The 18,827-nt window shown below is 63.4% G+C and carries 16 protein-coding genes; 8 read left to right on the forward strand and 8 right to left on the reverse strand.

What is annotated here, in order from left to right; genetic code table 11:
• Positions 1 to 159: 159 nt before the first annotated feature.
• Complete coding sequence (locus tag CEK29_RS08425) at positions 160 to 1,092, forward strand: putative phage abortive infection protein (RefSeq protein WP_094857820.1); 933 nt, start codon at positions 160 to 162, stop codon at positions 1,090 to 1,092.
• An 849-nt stretch (positions 1,093 to 1,941) separates the two neighbouring features.
• Here CEK29_RS08425 and CEK29_RS08430 read toward each other — a convergent pair.
• The 4 genes from CEK29_RS08430 to CEK29_RS08440 all read right to left on the reverse strand — a co-directional run bounded on the left by CEK29_RS08430 (position 1,942) and on the right by CEK29_RS08440 (position 6,690).
• Positions 1,942 to 2,916, reverse strand: a complete 975-nt coding sequence (locus tag CEK29_RS08430) for a hypothetical protein (protein ID WP_094857821.1) — start codon at positions 2,914 to 2,916, stop codon at positions 1,942 to 1,944.
• Positions 2,917 to 3,368: 452 nt separating this feature from the next.
• Positions 3,369 to 3,662, reverse strand: a complete 294-nt coding sequence (locus CEK29_RS23655) for a hypothetical protein (protein ID WP_141218324.1) — start codon at positions 3,660 to 3,662, stop codon at positions 3,369 to 3,371.
• 41 nt (positions 3,663 to 3,703) lie between these two features.
• On the reverse strand, positions 3,704 to 4,996 hold the full coding sequence (locus tag CEK29_RS23660) for a hypothetical protein (protein ID WP_141218325.1): 1,293 nt from the start codon (positions 4,994 to 4,996) through the stop codon (positions 3,704 to 3,706).
• A 719-nt stretch (positions 4,997 to 5,715) separates the two neighbouring features.
• Positions 5,716 to 6,690: a hypothetical protein gene (locus CEK29_RS08440; protein WP_094857823.1), complete on the reverse strand. Its 975-nt coding sequence runs from the start codon at positions 6,688 to 6,690 to the stop codon at positions 5,716 to 5,718.
• A gap of 363 nt (positions 6,691 to 7,053) precedes the next feature.
• Between CEK29_RS08440 and CEK29_RS08445 the strand changes: the two genes are divergently transcribed.
• Both CEK29_RS08445 and CEK29_RS08450 read left to right on the forward strand, forming a co-directional pair.
• Entirely contained in the window at positions 7,054 to 9,510 is a 2,457-nt protein-coding gene (locus CEK29_RS08445) for a DNA internalization-related competence protein ComEC/Rec2 (RefSeq protein WP_094857824.1), read from the forward strand.
• A gap of 51 nt (positions 9,511 to 9,561) precedes the next feature.
• Positions 9,562 to 9,927, forward strand: coding sequence for a cupin domain-containing protein (locus CEK29_RS08450; RefSeq protein ID WP_094799462.1), 366 nt, complete (start codon positions 9,562 to 9,564; stop codon positions 9,925 to 9,927).
• Here the strand turns inward: CEK29_RS08450 and CEK29_RS08455 are convergent.
• Entirely contained in the window at positions 9,914 to 10,657 is a 744-nt protein-coding gene (locus tag CEK29_RS08455) for a helix-turn-helix domain-containing protein (protein WP_094857825.1), read from the reverse strand. The two genes, CEK29_RS08450 and CEK29_RS08455, sit on opposite strands and share 14 nt — an antisense overlap.
• A 140-nt stretch (positions 10,658 to 10,797) precedes the next feature.
• Here CEK29_RS08455 and CEK29_RS08460 point away from each other — a divergent pair, with 140 nt between their 5' ends.
• From CEK29_RS08460 to greB, 5 genes are all read left to right on the forward strand, one after another.
• Complete coding sequence (locus CEK29_RS08460; RefSeq protein WP_094857826.1) at positions 10,798 to 11,943, forward strand: NAD(P)/FAD-dependent oxidoreductase; 1,146 nt, start codon at positions 10,798 to 10,800, stop codon at positions 11,941 to 11,943.
• 51 nt (positions 11,944 to 11,994) lie between these two features.
• Positions 11,995 to 12,996, forward strand: coding sequence for a Bug family tripartite tricarboxylate transporter substrate binding protein (locus CEK29_RS08465; protein WP_255176102.1), 1,002 nt, complete (start codon positions 11,995 to 11,997; stop codon positions 12,994 to 12,996).
• A gap of 137 nt (positions 12,997 to 13,133) precedes the next feature.
• Positions 13,134 to 14,078 carry an alpha/beta fold hydrolase gene (locus CEK29_RS08470; protein WP_094857827.1) on the forward strand — a complete coding sequence of 315 codons (945 nt, stop codon included), beginning with the start codon at positions 13,134 to 13,136 and terminating at the stop codon, positions 14,076 to 14,078.
• Between the two features lie 91 nt (positions 14,079 to 14,169).
• Positions 14,170 to 15,015, forward strand: a complete 846-nt coding sequence (locus CEK29_RS08475; RefSeq protein WP_094799164.1) for a 3',5'-nucleoside bisphosphate phosphatase — start codon at positions 14,170 to 14,172, stop codon at positions 15,013 to 15,015.
• Between the two features lie 54 nt (positions 15,016 to 15,069).
• On the forward strand, positions 15,070 to 15,630 hold the full coding sequence (greB, locus tag CEK29_RS08480) for a transcription elongation factor GreB (protein ID WP_094799165.1): 561 nt from the start codon (positions 15,070 to 15,072) through the stop codon (positions 15,628 to 15,630).
• Positions 15,631 to 15,832: 202 nt separating this feature from the next.
• Here greB and CEK29_RS08485 read toward each other — a convergent pair whose 3' ends face one another.
• The 3 genes from CEK29_RS08485 to CEK29_RS08495 form a co-directional block, all read right to left on the reverse strand.
• Positions 15,833 to 16,858 carry a DctP family TRAP transporter solute-binding subunit gene (locus CEK29_RS08485; protein WP_094799166.1) on the reverse strand — a complete coding sequence of 342 codons (1,026 nt, stop codon included), beginning with the start codon at positions 16,856 to 16,858 and terminating at the stop codon, positions 15,833 to 15,835.
• Between the two features lie 69 nt (positions 16,859 to 16,927).
• Positions 16,928 to 18,226: a TRAP transporter large permease gene (locus CEK29_RS08490; RefSeq protein ID WP_094857828.1), complete on the reverse strand. Its 1,299-nt coding sequence runs from the start codon at positions 18,224 to 18,226 to the stop codon at positions 16,928 to 16,930.
• Positions 18,223 to 18,753, reverse strand: coding sequence for a TRAP transporter small permease (locus CEK29_RS08495; protein ID WP_094799168.1), 531 nt, complete (start codon positions 18,751 to 18,753; stop codon positions 18,223 to 18,225). Before CEK29_RS08495 ends, CEK29_RS08490 begins: the two co-directional genes overlap by 4 nt.
• Between the last annotated feature and the right edge of the window lie 74 nt (positions 18,754 to 18,827).

An 18,827-nucleotide genomic window follows, 5' to 3' on the forward strand; every position in this document is an offset into this window, starting at 1 on the left:
AACTTACCGTAAGCGGCTTGTTCTACCGCTTATCCTCGGTTTCGTGGCTTTTGGCTTTGCACTAGCATGTCATCTGTAGGTGGTGACTATGCTTGGTGTCACCTTGGCTGAGTGGCAGAGCCGTCGATTATTAAAGGCCTCGTGCAAATTGGAGAGCGAATGGACCAAAAGTTGCGGCAGAACGCGTTGGGTGAGAATTGGGAGGAGGAAAGATTACAGAGGTCCACGACCATTACCGTCGTAGCCGTACTAGTAGTGCTCTTGACTGTGCCAGCAGCTTATTTTGCGTGGTGGCATGGGATCGCCGAGCTACCCATAAACGTTACTGACCCAGCTGCCTGGGGAGCCTTTGGCGATTTTTTCGGGGGCTTGCTAAACCCGGTTGTAGCCTTTCTAGCTTTGTTTTGGCTTACCCGTTCGATTCAAATACAACGTACAGAATTGCGCGAAACCCGTCGAGCGATGAGCGAACAGTCAGCGACATTAGATAAGCAGCGCTTTGAAGATACTTTTTTTGCGTTACTGGATCAGCACAATAAGGTCTTAGATAGTCTGTCGGCCCGATCGGTCTATGAGGACTTTAGTAGCGAAATCGAGCGAGTTCATCATCACTCACTGCGGTCTGCCTCATATTTGAGCACTGCGCGTCAGTTCCTGATGCGCCATGACGCAAGCGTTGGCCACTATTTTCGAATTCTTTATCAGCTATTCAAGCTCATTGCCACCAATAGTCCTGGTAGTACCTTGGGAGGAAGGTTTACGCCGGACGCTATACTTGATCAGTTACCATCAGATGAAGAAAAGAAGTATGCAAACATTGTGCGAGCGTTCCTCAGTTCTCATCTAACTCAGCTCTTGGCGGTTAACTGTTATTGTAAATCGGAAGATAGGACTTACTGGGCTTACAAGTGTTTAGTTGAGCGATACTCGTTGCTTGAGCATATGCCATTTGATGTAAACGGTGAGGATAGTTTTCCGTTGCTCGAAGCACGCGAAGCTTATAAAAGTTGTGCGTTCGGAAATAGCGAATTTGTCCGGCGGCTGGAGAACTCTGATAGATGGCTAGCTCGTCCAGCCGGAAACGGCAGTTAAGGTGTGCCGTGCCACCTGGCTCGCACGGTCGTTAACTCCTCCGGCTAACGAGAGCCAGATTGGAACGATGTGTCGGGCGTTATGAAAAGGAAAGCAAAATCTTTTGGCAAATTCTATATCGCTGCTCAGGCCGTCATATCCGGTTTTGGTCGCGTGTGTCTCGCGATGCTCGTAAAAGCACTGGCTGATGTGCCGTTTCGCAGGGCAACAGAGCACATCGCTTCGCAAATTAGACTGGGACTGGTTCGCAAAGCTGCGCAGGTTGAAATCCGAGGCTCCCAATTTACAAAAACTTGGCCACCACAGGGCACTTCTATGGACCTATTCTGGCCTGCCGAATTCCAACGGCGGAGGCGTGAACCGGTACCACTTTTTTTTCATTCACTCAGCAAAGCGAATGCCGGTTGCATCCGCTAAAGTGCGGCCGACGATCTGCACTCCAACGGGCAGACCCGCGCGTGTGCGCGCCAATGGGAACGACGTCGCAGGGAGACCGATCATTCCAGGGTAGCCGGTCTAAATGAGACCAGTGGTGGTGTCGTGCTTCTTTCCGTTCACCGACGATTGCGCGCGGTTAGGGGGAGGTCGAGACAGCGCAGATGAGCAAATCATACGACTCGAAGAAGTTGCGCCAGTCTCGCTTCAGACGCTTTCGCTGAACAATGTGCACTTGCCAAACCCGAAACGTGATCGTGCTGCTTCGACACGCCCCAGCCTATAGCTCGTGTCTTTATCCTAAAGCGTAGTCGCAATTTCCTGCTTTCTCGCGAACGCAATGTGGTCCAGCCACACACCTTTAGCGGAGCGGAGCAGGTGAAAGGTGACTATCCGGATGAGCCGGCGGAATGCCTAGCGGAATGGTGTGACCAGGCTTGTGCCATTCTTGTAACCGTAAAGCACTTTGTATGGAGGGCTCTCCGCGTCGAAAAGCACATTCTCGCTGGTGTGGGCTCTCCGCCGCAGTTCGAGCAGCTGATCATAGTACTCCGCGATTGATGCCTGAATGCCTCGGTCAAGCAGCACCGACGAGCTCAACAGCCGGAGATGTTGCAGCAGCGATGCGTGTCTGCCAAACAGCTTGATCGCACCGTGCGAGATCAGCATTCTTGGACTGACATCATCACGGTCTCGGGCTTCAACGAGGTCGCGACCGCGCCGCAGAAATCCTGGGTGCGAGGTGTCATCGAGAACTTCTTCCAACGAGCGGTCAAAGGCTAGAAGTTGGCGCCTCAACTGGCCCAGCGCAACGGTAAGATGTACCAATTGTTCCACCGGCGACGGAAGTGCGGGTGCCGATGGGCGCGGGTTCGACTCTGCGTTAAACCATTGCACGGAGACTGGTTGCGTGATCGTCGACGCGCCCGCCGGCAGGTACGTGTACGCCAGCAGATGCCGAGGCTTGACCGCACCGAGCGTCGCGTTAATTGACTGCGTCTTGTTAGGGCCGTACCCCCGTGGCTTTGCCTGATACCGGCCGGAAACGCCTTTTATTTCGTAAAAAGCTAGCCCGCCATTCATGTGGGTCATCAGGTAGTCTGGCGCCAGCCCCTGCCATCGGTTAATCCAGGGGCCATAGTGTGCCGGCCAAAGCACGTCAAAGTCTCGTCGAGAAACGAAGTCCACGTAACCGTTCTCTAACGCCGCGGCAAGCGCAATCGGGACCGACAGCAGCTCGCCGAATGATTTGCGCTGATGCGGCGGCGACGTTGCCATTGGGGCGGTGACAAACAGCTTGCCAGTGACGGGATGACGTTCGAGCAGCATTTCCAACAAGTTCTGATACAGCGCAATAGGCATCTCATTCTTGGTGCCGTCAGCAGCCATGCATGCAGTGATTGCGTCGCGAGTAACGCTCAGGCTTCTAGCCGGGGCCCCTTGGTTTTTGGGGTGTGCGAACCACTGGTCCCATTTCGTTGTCACCAAGCGGCGGGCACTTGCTTCGGTCTTCGAATTGAACGCCAAGGTCGACGGTGGAGGTCTTGGAGCCGTCTGTTTATTGGGTGCATCAAAGAAAACGATGGACTCACTGGCGGGTGGACTGATTGACGGCAGCATTGTGACCTTCGAGGCATGTAGAAATATTCAAATAAAATAGTGTAGCATTTTGTAGATGCTGTTCAGAGCGCGGCACTTCCGACGGCATCTCAATTCGCTGTCGTCCTACGGACATCGAAGACCGCGCATGGCCAGGGCATTGGGAAGGCGATCTTATTTCGCGAGCAAATCAGAGCGCCAAGTCGCTTGAGGTGGTCTAGGGAAAACTGCGTGCGACTAAGCTAGCAAGCTGAGCTAGCTGTAATCAATGCTTTTCCCCAATGTCGTTCTCCAAGAGGAATCAGACGTTGAAAACGCGCGATAATTGCGGCGAGCGCGGAACATGATGCACCACGTGGCAACTTGTAGGCGAGGGTTAGTAACTTGTCTCCTGCCCATTTGGAGGCGGAAATCTTATCTTTTTCTGCGCCGGCAGCTAGCAGGATTAGCCATACTATGGGCTCAACTTGTTTGGGGTCGTTCAAGTTATCGCAGTATTCGAGAATTTTCTCCACTGCCGCTTCTGCCAGTTTCACATCTCCCTGCCTGCTTGCTGCTTTGCAGCAAGGCTCGAGCGTCAAAACAGTTTGCCTAAAACAGTCTTCCGTCGGCGGAGAGAACGCCTTGATAATTTGGCACGCTTTGATAGTAGGCTCTCGTTGAAGTGGTGTGCCCGGGCATAATGCGCTAACGCCGTAAACATCTGCATTTGCTTACTCTCGCTTTCAAGGTGAGAATAGGGATCGAGAATATCCTCGTCTAGCGACTTGGCAGGGTGGAGCGCCCAGTCGCGCCTACCACCATCAATAATGTCGGGCAAGCCGATTAGCAGTCGACAGTATGACTCGAGTTCTTCGGGCTGCGATGCCGTCTGTGTAGCAGGAAGCCCTACTGCCGATGCGTTGTCCGTCGCGCGAAGCAATGCGGTACCCCAAGGTTGGCGGGGGCTAAGGTCCTCAAAGCTCCATCTGGGCTCCGCAAGATGATCAAGCATTTCGACCGTCATGTAGTCTGCGGCGAGATTGCCGTCGAGTTGGCTTGTTAAATCGTGCGCTTCCTCGTCGGACAGGAAAATGGTTTCGAGAATGATGGTTGCATGGGTAAACGCTGCCAGCCTTCGCCAAAATACGGGCGCCGGCGCTAGGGCGCTCGCCTGGCTGATCGAAGCCATTGTCAGTTGCGCTAGCTTAATCAGAAGATCGACATGTTCGATTCGCGCTTCCTCTTTTTCGCCGTTCTCGATGAGATGCTTTAGGGCCTCTCGCGAAATCGGGCTAAATCGCTCATCGGAAGACGCGCGAGCTCTAGATAGCTCGTAAGTGACCATTAGAGCGAAAGGAGTGACGCCGATGCCTATTATTTGAAAGGCAGTCAACAGGTCGTCGTTCGACACAAAAGCCATGGCAGCCACCGGATCTACACTTTCTGTAACGCAGACTGCTTGAAGGCACCTAAGGGCCCAAGGCGGACTCTTTGCAATGATGGCAGCGAGGTGAGGTGTGAGCAATTCCGCGGCATACTCCTTAGGTCCGATGTGTTCCGGGATTGATCCCAAGATCGATTCGTAGTAGGCCGTGGCCTTGGGAATTATCTCTGAGATACTAAAGCCCCCGCTTTGGAGGCTTTGTAAGATCCTGGCGAGTGTTGGTTGTGCTAGCTGTCGCAGCTCTTCCAGCACTAATTCGAAGTCACTATCAGAAAGCGGTGCACTCGACACGCGTTCCTGCCAAATTAACGCACGTGGCCAATTGGGAAGCGCTCGATTAGCGAGGTGTCGAATACCCTCAGTCCGGATATCTGCTGAAGGATCGAGCAGGGAGAGTTCTGGAATATCTGTTTGATGCCCCGACTGCCCTTTGACCCGAAACATTGCATTTGCGGCCCGAGCTGCGTAGACGGGCCCGGCTTCCAGGGAGGAAACTTAGTGCGAGCCCGACTTCGGTAGGCAGTCGTTCTGCCGCGGATTGCAGGTCACAGCATTCCTTATGTAACAGTGGACTTTCCAGAGTCATGGCCGCGCTCCCGGAGGCGTTTCTCAACGTTTTTTCTCACACTACGACCTCTTCAGGTGGCTGCCTATCCGAGATCATGGAAGGTACCCGGGCGCAGGTTCAGAAAAAATTGTTCGCAGTTCAATTTGTTCAACTCGAATTGTTCTGCGGATGACGTAAGTCCTTGATTTCTCATCGCACGCGCCATCGTGCCTTAGGGCGGCGCGAAGTGGCGAGAGGCGACTGCGGCGCATGGCTGGGCGGCGACAGAGACGGCGCTTTGCTGACAAATCCGGCGTGGAGAGTACTCAAGCCGATGAAATGACTGAGCTATTTGCTCGATGAGCACATGAACTGAGCGGCTGAAGAGATTTTTTTGTTCAGTCGTCCAGGCCTTTGTTGGGACAGCTCAAGAAAATTGTTCAAGTTCAGTGGTGAATTGAGCGGAACAGACTCGCAGCCGCGACGTCGATTACTGCGTGGTCCTACCTGCCAATCTGTAGCGTCGGCGGCTACAGGCGTTCGAAAATTCCCATCAAGCCGTCCAGACTGGACCGTATCACTGTCTTTTCGGATTCCCCCTGGTTTTGAGTGCCAATCATGTCCGGTTTCTCGAGCAGCGCTTGCCGATCGTTGCTCCCAGCAGCGTGGCGCATACCTCATCCACCAGGGAGGCTCGGCATCCGACGCGCATGATCCATTCGTTGCCACGGCTATCCACAAACGAAGCGCGAGGGCGGCTGAGGTAGACCTGTATCCCGTTCTTGTCAGTTTTTTCGGCCGTGTCTTCTCCCTCCGCCTTAGCGTTGGCCAACTTGCTTGCGTAAGCGTTCAACCCGAGCAAATAAAAGGCGGCAATGAAATTGGCGCGCTGCACGGAACGTACTGCCGACGGCAGGGCCCGGGCGTGCGGGAGGGGCCCAAAATCGCCATGCGCAATCACGAGCTCACTCCGGTTCGCGGACCTCGTGTACTGCAAACCCGTCGCAATGACGATCCCCTTTGTTGCCGTACCGCCAAAGGTCAGCACTGTCTTCGCATGGGGTAGGATTTGCGCTCGCCAGCCACTCTTTGCTGTCGTATCTGGTTTGTTGAAGGTGCCCTTGCCGTCCGAGATACAAACATCGGTGGTGTTGGCATAAACGAAGTCGGGGTGCTTGGTCTTTGAAGACGATTTAGTGCAGTCTTCCCAGTGACCGTGCCAAACGTAGCCCAAGGCTTCCATTTCCAGGTGGTACAACGCCGCGCCGATGGCCCCAGTGAGTGCCTTGCCGATGAAGTCTTTAGTTTTGGAGAAATGCGCATGGGCGGTCAGCTTCTTTCCCGGCCGTTTTTCGAGATACGCCAGAGCGGCAAGACTGAGACCAAAGCCGGCCAATTGGCCCCGTAGTCCGAGGCGACCGCCGCCAATTATCGAAGTTCTAGCTGCGGCCAGTGCAAACGCGAAAGGATCTACTGTTAGCGGCGAGGTGCGGTAAGGGGCAATAGCGGTGTTCCAGGTCACGCGCTTGCCGGCACGTTTCACGTCGTATTGCCTCGCGCGTGGAATATGCACGTCCCCGCTGAACCACATATAGAGTTTCCTTTAAGCTGCGAATGAAGAGAGGGCGACGATGGGAGTCTCGCTTGTAGCGATTTGCACGATCTCCAGTTTTCGGCCGCAATCATTTAACGTCCGAGTTCGCAAAAACTATAGTTGCCCGCTCTTATGCGCGCTGATTAATAAGCTTGAAGGCGTCAGGCTGTTACTTCAATCCGCATCTTGAGAAGAGCCATCTCGACCGTGGCGCTTAGTCTCTTGGATTCAGCTTGGCGCTAAACATCAGCGCCCATTCCGCCGACACCCTCGGCACCCCCCACCGGCCAACAACCTCCCACCGCACCCCCAAACCCCACCCGCCCCGCTAGCCTCGACCTCCTGACAAAGGAGGCGCCGATGCGGGGCAGGGCGGTGATGGTGGGGCTGGTGGCGGGCGCCGGGATCGTGCAGGTGCAGGCGTCGCTCTGGCATGCCGGGGCACTCGCCGCCTGGGCGCTGGGCGCTGCCGTGTTGCTGGCGTGCCTGCGCACGAGGCCGCGCGTGAGCCGGCACGGCGCCATCTTGGGGCTCGTCATCGCGTGCTGCCTGGGTATCGCGCTCGGCACGCTCAACGCCATCGCTCAGGCGCTCCCGCGCCTCGCGCAATCTGTGCCGGCGCATCTGGAGCAGCAGATCGTCGTCGCCTCCGCCCGCATTCTCACGCTCACGCAAGGCGATGATCGGTCGCGCCGCTTCATGGCGGAGATCGATGCGCCGCGGCATGCCGGCTTGCCGCGCCAGGCGCTCGTGACGTGGCGTGCGCTGCCGGGTGATACCCGGCCGGTGCCGACGCCCGCGCCCGGGCAACGTTGGAACATGACGCTGGTGGTGCGGCAGCCTTATGCCGCGCTCAATCCTTTCCTGCCGGACCAGGAGGGTCGTTGGTTCGCGGCGGGGGTGCGGATGCTGGCGTCGGTGCGCGGTAATCCGGCGCGCGTGGACGACATGCCGTGGGCGAGTTTTTCGATTGCGGTGGAGCGGCTGCGGCACGTCGCGCGCGAGCGCATGCAGGCGGTGCTGGGCGAGATGCGGCAGGGGCCGCTGCTGGTGGCGCTGGCGCTGGGCGATGGCTCGGGGATTTCGCGGTCCGACTGGGATCTGTTCAATCGCACGGGCATCACGCATCTCGTGAGCATCAGCGGCTTGCATGTGAGCCTGGTGGCGGGCGTGGCGGGGTGGCTGGCGAGCCGGGTGTGGCGGCGGCTGCGGTGGCGCGGCCGGGCGTGTTGTGTGTGGCAGCCGGCCAGCGTGGTCGGCATGGTGGTGACGGTGCTGGTGGCCGGCGCGTACTCGCTGCTGGCGGGCTGGAGCGTGCCGACGCGGCGCACGTTCTTCATGCTGGCGGCGTTCGGGGTGGCGGTGTGTTTGCGCTGGCCCTTGTCGCGCGGACGCGGGCTGGCGCTGGCGGCGGCCGTGGTGGTGGTGTTCGACCCGTGGGCGCCGCTGTCGCCGGGCTTCTGGCTGTCGTTCGGCGCGGTGGCGGTGCTGATGGCGGTGTGGCAAGAGCCGCTGCCCCAGGGCCGCCTGGCGCGGGCGTGGCGTGGGGTGCGCATGTTCGGCCGGACGCAGGCGGTCATTACCCTGGGGATGGTGCCGCTGTTGGCGTGGTGGACGCAGCAATTGTCGCTGGTGTCGCCCGTGGCCAATGCGATCGCGATTCCGGTGGTGAGCATGCTGGTGACGCCGCTGGCCCTGGGTGTGGCGATGTTCGCCGCCGTAGGCGCTGTCTGGCCGTGGGCCGGCGCTGTCGCGTGGGGGCTGGCGTGGCCGGCCGATGGGCTGGCGAGGGTGGTCATGGCCTTGATGGAATGGATGGCGGGATACGAGCATGCGAGCCTGGCCGTGGCATCGGCGCCATGGCCATGGGTATTGGCGGCATGCGCGGGCGTCGTGTGGGCCCTGCAGGCGCCGGGGTGGCCCGGTCGCGCGTGGGGCTGGACGGCGCTGGCGCCGCTGGTGCTGTGGCGCGCGCCGGCGCCCGCGCCTGGCGACTGGACGCTGCATGCGCTCGATATCGGCCAAGGCACGGCCGTGATCGTGCGCACCGCGCGTCACGTCATGGTCTACGACACGGGACCCCTATCGCCCGATGGCTGGGACGCCGGCGAGCGTATGGTGGTGCCGGTGTTGCGGGCGTTGGGCGTGCGGGCGCTGGACACCCTGGTGCTGTCGCATGCCGACATGGACCATGTGGGCGGCGCGATGGCGTTGCTGCAAGCCATGCCGGTGCGCACGGCCTATGCGTCGTTCGACCTGGCCCGCTGGCGCGCGCAGCAATTGCGTCAACGTGCCGAGTCGTTCGGCGACCTCGAGCCTCCGTTACCGGAGACGGTATCGCCATGCATGGCCGGGCAGGCCTGGGTGGTGGACGACGTGCGCTTCACATTTCTGCATCCGCCCGCGGGGCTGGGACCCGCGTCGACCAACGCGCGCAGTTGTGTGCTGCGCGTGGAGGGCGCCCATCATTCGGTGCTGCTGCCGGGGGATATTCCGCGCGAGTACGAAGCGCGGCTGGCGGCTGCGCTGCCCGCTACCGATCTGGTGCTGGCCGCGCATCACGGCTCCAACACCTCGTCCGGTCCGGAGCTGGTGCGCGCGGCCAGTGCCGCACATGTGGTGTTCCAGGCCGGCTACCGCAACCGCTATGGCCATCCGACGGCCGCGGTGGTCGCGCGCTGGCGCGCGCAGGAAACGCACGCCTGGCGCACGGATCGCGATGGCGCGATCACGGTGCGCTCCGCCGGCGCGGGCCTGGCGGTGGAGGCGCAGCGCGAGGCGGGGCGGCGCTACTGGCATCGCGACCCGGCCGGATGAGCGCGCGATGTGGCTACACTTGCGCTTTCGTCAATCATGCAGGATGCCGTCATGAGCGCAGATTCGTCCAGCCACGCCGTGTTGATCCCGACCGGCGCGATGTCCAACCCGGTGGCCGGCAAGCCGCGCCGCCCGCTCACCGGCGACGCGGCGTTTCTGTCGCAGACCGCGTTCGAGGCGCGCGAAGGCAAGGTCGAGTCGGGAATTTGGGAGAGCTCCGCCGGCACGTTCCAGTCGAACACGACCGGCTATGTCGAGTTTGGCTACATCCTGGAGGGCGCGGCGCGCCTCGTGGACCCCGATGGCACCGTGCACGCGCTCACGCCGGGCACCGCGTTCGTCATGCCGGAGGGCTACACGGGCCACTGGGAAGTGGACGAGCGCGTGAAGAAGGTTTACTTCATCACGCGCTTTTAAGCCCGGCACGCTGCGGCGCCTTACTCGCCTTGCGCCGCGGCGTCGGTTTTTCAGGGGCGGCCTCCAGTATCGGCGCGACCCCGGCGACCCCGGTCACACCGGCCACACCGGCGATCCCGGCGACCCCGGCCGCATCGCTCATCACCACCATCACCTCCGCGGGCGTCCTGCTGCGCGTGAGGTACATGTGACCGATGCCGCTATCGAAGTAGGCCGTCTCGTTGCGGGCCAGAATCAGCGATTCGCCTGTCTCGAAGCGGATCTCCAGCTCGCCCGACAGCACCATCAAAAACTCCTGCCCCGCGTGGCGCACGAAGCCGTCGAACGCCTCCGGACCCCGGGCCAGGATACGGCCGTACATGGGTGTCATGGTGCGAGCGGGGTACTGCGCGGCCAGAAGCTTGTAGTCGTACGGGCCCGTGTGATAACCGGGCGCGTCGTCGATCGTGGTGCGCAGCGGCCCGGGCGCCTCGGTGGTGCGCTGGGCCGGCCCGAACAATTGACCGATGTCGACCTCGAGCGCGCGGGCTACCGCCGCGAATTTCTCGTAGCTGATCGAGACCTGGCCCAGTTCCATCTTGGACAGCGTGGACAAGGCCACGCCAGTCCGGTCGGACAGCTCGCGCAGCGTGAACCCGGCCGTCTTGCGCAAGGCGCGCAGGCGCATGCCGAGGCTTTTGCGGTCGGCGAGGATGTCGGGGGAAAGCGGGGCGGGCGAGGAGGCGCGCATCGTTTCGTTGGGGACAGGGTCTCGGGACTTTCCCTTAAACCCGTGCAAAACCTGGGATTTAGCCATTGTGACCATTGACGGCCATTTTGTCATATTTGAGAATTCTCATATCCGAGAAATTAGGCAATACGAGGCCGACGATGCGTGCGCAGGATTTTGATGTGGTGATTGTGGGGGCGGGGATCGCGGGTGCGTCGCTGGCGTACCGGCTGGCCGGCCACCGGCGCGTGCTGATGCTCGAGCGCGAAAGTCAGCCGGGCTATCACTCCACCGGCCGGTCGGCCGCGATGTTCATGGAAACGTACGGCACCGCGCAGATTCAGGCCCTCACGCGTGCCAGCCGCGCCTTTTACGAGCGTCCGCCCACGGGGTTCACCGAGGCCGAGCTGCTGCACGAACGCGGCTGCCTCTACATCGCCAATGAGGAGCAGCGCGACGAGCTCGAGGCGGCAATCGTCGCTGCATCCGCGCGGGCAGCCAATGTGCGGCGCCTCACGCCCACCGAGGCGCTCGAGCGTGTGCCCTGTCTGCGCCCCGAGGCGGTTGCCGCCGGGGCGATGTTCGAACCCGAGGCGCGCGATCTCGACGTGCACGCTCTGCATCAGGGCTTTCTGCGCGGTGCCCGACGCGCCGGTGCCGAGCTGCGCTGCAACGCCGAGCTGCGCGAAGCCCAGTGGGCCGACAGTGGCTGGGTGCTGCGCCTGAGCGACGGCTCGACCGCGAGCGCGCCGCTGCTGGTCAACGCGGCCGGTGCGTGGGCCGACGAGGTGGCGGCGCTCTGCGGCGTTCAGCCCGTGGGTCTGCAGCCGTGCCGTCGCAGCGCGTTCACGTTTGCCGCGCCCGAGGGCGCCGAGATCGCGGCCTGGCCGGCGGTCGTCGGCATCGACGAGAGCTTTTACTTCAAGCCCGACGCGGGTCAGCTGCTGGGCTCGCCGGCCAATGCCGACCCGGTGGCGCCTCACGATGTGGTGGCCGAGGAGCTCGACGTGGCCACCGGCATTTACCACATCGAGACCGCCACCACCCTGGCCATCCGCCGTCCCTCGCACGTGTGGGCGGGGTTGCGCTCGTTCGTGGCCGACGGCGATCTGGTCATCGGCTACGACGACGTACAGCCCGGCTTCTTCTGGCTGGCGGCGCAGGGCGGCTACGGCATTCAGTCGGCCGCCGGGGTGTCCGAACTGGCGAGCGGCCTGGTGCTGGGCGATGGCCTGTCCGACGCGCTGGCTCGCGAAGGGGTGAACCCCGATCTGCTGCGACCCGCCCGGTTGCGCGCCGGTCACTGAGCCACGTCGGCAGGCCGCGTCGCGGCACTGCCCACCACTTCTGCAGCATCCATGAACAACAAGGGGAACACCATGTTCAAGCAACGCAGCAAGTTCATCGCGGCCGGCGCCGCGATCGGCCTGGTCATGGCGGGCGGCGCCGCGCAGGCCGCCGGTTACCCCGAGCGGCCGATCCAGCTGGTCGTGCCGTATCCGCCGGGCGGCGCGGGCGACGTGCTGGGCCGCATCCTCGCAAAACGGCTGGGACAGGAGCTCAATCAGACCATCATCGTGGAAAACCGCGCGGGCGCGGGCACGATCCTCGGCGCGCAGTATGTGGCCAAGGCCCCTCGCGATGGGTACACGCTGCTGATGAGCTCCGGCACCACGTTCACGGTCAATCCTGCCGTCTACGACAAGCTGCCTTACGATCCCGCCAAGGATTTCCAGCCGGTGGGCATGGTGGGCCGCGCGGCGCTCGTCCTGGTGGCCAACGCCAACGAGCCGTACTCCGACGTCAAAGGACTGGTTGCGGCGGCAAACAAGGTTGGCGACAAGTTTTCCTATGGCTCGTTCGGCATCGGCACGGTCTCGCACTTCGCCGGCGAGATGTTCCAGGAAGCCGCCGGCACGCGCATGACGCACATTCCGTACAAGGGCAGCTCGCCGGCCATGACCGACCTCATCGGCGGACAGATTCCGATCCTGTTCGACACTGTCGTGGCGGCACTGCCGCAGATCAAGTCGGGCAAGATCAAGGCGCTCGCGGTCACGACCGCGCAGCGTTCCAGCTTCCTGCCCGACGTGCCCACGGTGGCCGAATCCGGCTATCCCGATGTGGCCATGGATACCTGGATCGCGGTCTTCACGCCCCGCGGCACGCCGCCCGAGGTGGTGAGCAAGCTGGACCGCGCGATCGCCGCCGCGCTGGCCGACAAGGACACGCGCGCGCAGTTGCAGGCCACGGGTTTCGAAGCCACGCCGATGGATGGCGCCGGCGTCGCATCGGTGATCGCTCAAGAAACGCCGCGCTTCGCCGAGATCGCCAGACGCGCCGGCATCAAGGCGCAATAAAGCACGCGGGCGGACGTCGGGGTGTCCGGTATCCGCCGGCGCCCACTCCGCAAGCCTGGCCGCGGCGGTAAGATGCCTGCGGTATGCCGCCCGCGCCGCCACTTCCGGTGGCGCGTGCCGCGCGCACAGGAGCCCCCATGTCGCTGGATCCCCGCCTGGAAGTCGTCACCTGCGTAAGCCCCATGGGCTTTCATCGGATGGCTTATTGGGAGTGGGGCGATCCGTCCAACCGCGACGTGCTGCTGTGCGTGCACGGCCTCACGCGCAACGGGCGCGACTTCGACCGCCTGGCCCGGCGGCTGGCGGATCGCTTTCGGGTGATCTGCCCCGACGTCGCGGGCCGCGGCCAATCCGACTGGCTGGCAAGTCCGGCGCTCTACAACGTGCCGCAATACGTGTCCGACATGATGACGCTGATCGCGCGGGTCAACCCCGCGCGCCTGTCGTGGGTCGGCACATCGATGGGCGGCCTGATCGGCCTGGGGCTGACCGGCGCGCTGGCGTTTGCCCGCGCCGCCCACGCGGCGCATCCGCACGCCGGTGCGTTGCCGGCCGAGCGCGACATCCGCATCGACCGCATGGTGCTCAACGACGTGGGCCCGCGCCTCGCGCAGCCGGCCCTCGACCGCATCATCGGCGGCGTGGGCACGTCTGCGTCGTTCGCCACCTTCGACGAAGCCGTCGCCGCCACCCGCATCGCGTGCGCCGCCTACGGGCCGCACACCGACGACGAGTGGCGCGAGCTCGCAGAGCATGGCTATGTGCGCGACGGCGAAGGGCGCTGGGTCCGGGCCTACGATCCCGCCATTTCCGCCACCCTGGCTTTGCAGGCGGGGTCTCAGGCCGGCGCGCAGGCCTATGCCGAGGGCGAGCGCTTGTTGTGGCACGCCTACGACGCGCTGGATTGCCCGGTGCTGATCCTGCGCGGCCAGCACTCCGACCTGCTCACCTCCGACACCGCCCAGGAGATGCTGGCGCGCAACCCGCGTGCCCGTCTGCTCGAGGTGCCCGAGGCCGGGCATGCGCCCACGCTCATGAGCGACGCGCAGATCGCGCCGGTCGAGGCGTTCCTGCGGGGCTGAGAGGGGCCGGCGAGCGGCCCGGGGGACGGGGCCAGCGGCCCGCGCGGCCGCCGCGCTCGCCTCCCGCCGCGCAGGCTCCTACAATAGGTGCATGACTGCTGCCCAACTCAACATCGATCTGCATTGCCATTCCACGGTTTCCGACGGCGCCATGGCGCCGGCCGACGTGGCCAGGCGTGCGCGCGCCAACGGCGTCGATGTCTGGGCCCTCACGGATCACGACGAAGTCGGCGGCATTGCCGAGGCGCGCCGCGCGGCCGAGGCGCTGGGCCTGCGATATCTCACGGGCGCCGAGATTTCGGTCACCTGGAGCAAGGTCACGGTGCATATCGTCGGCCTCAATTTCGACGAAACCAACCCCGGCCTGGTCGAGGGCCTGCGCCACACGCGCGCGGGCCGGGCGGGCCGCGCCAAGCAGATCGGCGAGCGGCTGGCCGCGATGGGCATGCCGGGCGCCTACGAGGGCGCGTTGCCGTATGCCGGCAACCCCGAACTGATCAGCCGCACGCACTTTGCGCGCTATCTGGTGGACGCCGGCTTCTGCCCCGACGTGCAGACCGTCTTCAACAAGTATCTCGGCGACGACTGCGCGGGCCATGTGCCCATGCAGTGGGCAACGCTGGCCGAGGCGGTGGGCTGGATCCGGGGCGCGGGCGGCCGCGCCGTGATCGCGCATCCCGGCCGCTACAAGTACACGCCGGTGCAGTTCGCGGCGCTGTTCGACGAATTCCTGCAGCTGGGCGGCGAGGGCATCGAGGTGGTCACCGGCAGCCATACCGCCGATGAGGCCCGCCAGTATGCGCAGGTCGCGCGTCACTATGGCTTTCTGGCCTCGCGCGGCTCCGATTTTCACCGGTTGGGCGAGAGCAAGGCCGATCTCGGCAGCCTGCCCAACCTGCCTCCCGATCTCAAGCCGGTCTGGCACGACTGGCTCTGAACGAACCCCGGCCGGCGCGCGCATGCGATCCGGCCACGTCACATTCAATCGCGTATGAACAAGGCTTTTGTCAAAGAGTCGGACAACGACGACGACGATGATCTGCCCGAGGCCCAGGCACTGCCCAAGGGCACGCGCAACTACATGACGCCCGAGGGCTATCACCGGCTGCGCGACGAGCTCGCGCATCTGATGAACGTGGAGCGTCCGTCGGTGGTGCAGATCGTGTCCTGGGCGGCGTCCAACGGCGACCGCTCGGAAAACGGCGATTATCTGTATGGCAAGAAGCGCCTGCGCGAGATCGATCGTCGCATGCGCTTTCTGACCAAACGGCTCGATGTGGCCGAGGTGGTCGACGCGGCCTCGCAGCCCAACCGCGATCAGGTGTTTTTCGGCGCCACCGTGCACTACTCCGACCAGGATGGCGAGGAGTACACCGTCACCATCGTGGGGGTCGACGAGGCGGAGCCGCTGGCGGGCAAGATCAGCTGGATCTCGCCGGTGGCGCGCGCCCTCACCAAGGCGCGCGAGGGCGAGACCGTGGTGCTGCGCACGCCGGGCGGCGTGCAGGAGCTCGATATCCTCGAGGTGCGCTACCCCGAGCCCAAAGACTGAGCGGCCCACGCGCGCGGCGTCTCATCCGGGTCGCGCAGTGGGTTGCCGCGGCCATGGGGCGCGGTTCGCAATGCCGGCGTCCGGCAAAAAAACGGGCGCCAGCTTGTGACTGGCGCCCGCGGCGTTGGCAGGGTTTACGCCCCTTCCTTGCGTTGGCGGCTCTTGCGCAACGCGCCGGCCGCCGTTCCCCTTGGGCTGCTGCTTATTTCTTGCGTGCGGCGATGGACTTCTCGGCCATCGTGACCAGGTCTTCGCCGATGGTCTTCTTCCACTTGTCGTAAACGGGCTTGGTGGCGGCGACGAAGGCGGCATGCTGGCCCGCGTCGAGCGAGGTCACGGTCACGCCAAAGCCGGAAATCTCTTTCAGCAGCGAGGGATCCTCGGGCGTCACGCCTTTGCGGGCGATCTGGATTTCCTGCTTGCCCGCGTCCAGCGCGGCCTGGCGCACGATCTCGCGATCCTTCTCGCTCCACGAGTTCCACACGTCGCGGTTGACCACGAAGATGAGCGGGTCGGCCACGTAATTCCAGAGCGTCAGGTACTTCTGGCCCACGGTGTAGAGCTTGGAGCCGGTGTAGATCGACAGCGGATTTTCCTGGCCGTCGACGGCGCCGCTGGCGAGCGCGGGTTGCGCATCGGCCCAGCTCATCTGGGTGGGGTTGGCGCCCAGCGCGGTGAAGGTGTCGATGTACAGCGGCGAGCCCACCACGCGCAGCTTCATGCCCTTCATGTCGGAAGGCTGCTTGATCTCACGCTTGGAGTTGCTCAGCTGGCGATAGCCGTTTTCGCCCCAGGCCAGCGGCACGACGCCGGCCTTCTCGATGTGCTTGAACATCTCCTTGCCCACCTCGCCCTGCACCAGCGCGTCGATCGCGGCGTAGTCGGGCATCAGGAAGGGCAGCGAGAAGAGGTTGAGCTGTTTGACCTGCGGCGACCAATTGATCGTCGAACCCACGGCCATGTCGATCACGCCCTGGCGAATGGCGGTGAACTCGCGCGTCTGGTCGCCCTGGACCAGCGAGGTACCCGGATAGACCTTGATGTTGATGCGGCCATCGGTGCGCTCGCGCACCAGTTTGGACCAGATCTCGGCGCCCTGGCCCCACGGGAACGAGGTGCCCACCACGATGGAGAGCTTGTATTCGGCCTTGTAGTTTTGCGCATGCGCCGGCGCGGTGAGGGCGGCGGCGCCGCAGGCCAGCGCGGCGAGCAACAGACGGATCTTCATGATGGGTTCTCCTCCAGTTATCGACTCTTTGGGGCCGGCCCGGGCCGCCCGCGGTCTTTCATAGATGAATCAGTAGCCCAGGCGATGCGGCAGCCAGAGCGCGAGTTGCGGAAACGCCAGCACGGCCAGCAGCACCATGAACATTCCCGCCAGCAACCACACCACATAGCGCACGGTGGTTTCCATCGGCACCTGGGCAATGCGGCACGACACCATCAGGTTTACGGCCAGCGGCGGGGTGAACTGGCCCAGCGCCACCTTCAGTGTGAGGATCACGCCGAACCACACCGGATCCCAGCCATAGGCGTTGGCGATCGGCAGCAGCAGCGGCACGAAAATCAGGAAGATCGAGATGCCGTCGAGGAACATGCCCACGGTCATCAGCAGCGCGATCAGCAAGGCCAGCACGCCGTACTCGCCCAGGCCGGAATTCACGATGGCTTGGGTGATCGGGTCGATCACCGACAGGGTGGACAGCGACCACGCGAAAATGCCGGCCAGCGTCACCACCATCATGATCACGGCCGACAGCTCGGCCGCTTCGCGCAGGATCGGGAACAGGTCGCGCACCGAGATCGTGCGGTGGATGCACATGCCGACGAACAGGCCGTAGAACACCGCCACCACCGCCGCTTCCGTCGGCGTGAACCAGCCCATGCGCATGCCGCCCAGGATCAGCACCGGCGCGGCCAGACCCCACAGGGCTTCGCGCAGGCTGGCCCAGAAAGGCGGGCGCGGCAGGTGGGCCTCGAGCTTGCCCATGCCGTGGCGGCGCGCCAGCCACACGGCCGGCACGATCAGCGCCACGCCGGCCAGGATGCCGGGGATCATGCCGGCGGCGAACAGCGCCGGCACCGACGCGCCCGGCACCAGCACCGAGTAGATGATGAACGCCACGGACGGCGGAATCAGGATGTCGGTGGCGGCGCCCGCCGCCACGACCGAAGCGGAGTAGGGGCGCGGATAGCCGGCGCGCGACATGGCGCTGATCATCACCGCGCCTACGGCCGCCGCGCAGGCGGGGCCCGAGCCGGAGATCCCGCCCAGGAACATCGCCACCAGGATCGACACCAGCGGCAGCATGCCCGGGCCGCGTCCGACGATGGCGATCGCGAAGTTCACCAGCCGCTTGGCCACGCCGGATCGATCGAAGATCGAGCCCACCAGCACGAACATCGGAATGGCCAGCAGCGGATACTTGGCCAGCCCGGCGTAGAAGTTCTGCGGCACGGCCAGCAGGCCGAACCACGGCACGTCCTGGTTGGCCAGCGCGATGGCCACGGTGCCGGCCAGGCCCAGCGCCACGCCGACCGGCACGCCGATCACCATCAGCGCGATGAAGATCACGAACAGCAGCGTGACGATCATTTGGCCTGTCCTCGCGCCAGCCGGATCACGATGCCGAGCACCCGCAGCGTGATCACCGCGGCCATCAGCGGCAGCCAGATCGAATACCACCACGTCGGCAGGCCGATCGCGGGCGAGGTTTCTTCGAAGCGGTACTCATCCCATACCAGCCGGGCGGACAGCACGGTGAGCAGGGCGAAGAAGGCCAGCACGCAGCCGTTGGCGATCAGGCCCATCACGCGCTGACGCCGCGCCGAGCCGTTGTCGGCCAGGATCTCGATGCGGATGTGATGGTTGCGGACGAAAGCAATACTGCCGCCGGCCATCGTCAGCACGATCAGCAGAAACACGGAAATCTCTTCAGTCCAGGCGAACGACTGATCGGTGAAGTAGCGCACCAGCACATTGCCGAAGGTGATCAGGGCGAGCAGCGCCAGCAGGATCACGGCGAGCCAGTCCTCGAAGGCCAGCGGCACCTTCACGGCGGGGTCGGGCTCGGGGGCGATGATGGGTTCGACGGGTTCGTCGGGAGCGTCGGAGCGTTGCATCGCAAACAGCGTATGGGACGGCTGGTAAAGAAGGGACGGTGCATCCTACCGCCGGCCCGGACGGCCGATAGCTC

Source organism: Bordetella genomosp. 5, from assembly GCF_002261475.1.
Taxonomy (GTDB): Bacteria; Pseudomonadota; Gammaproteobacteria; order Burkholderiales; family Burkholderiaceae_B; genus Bordetella.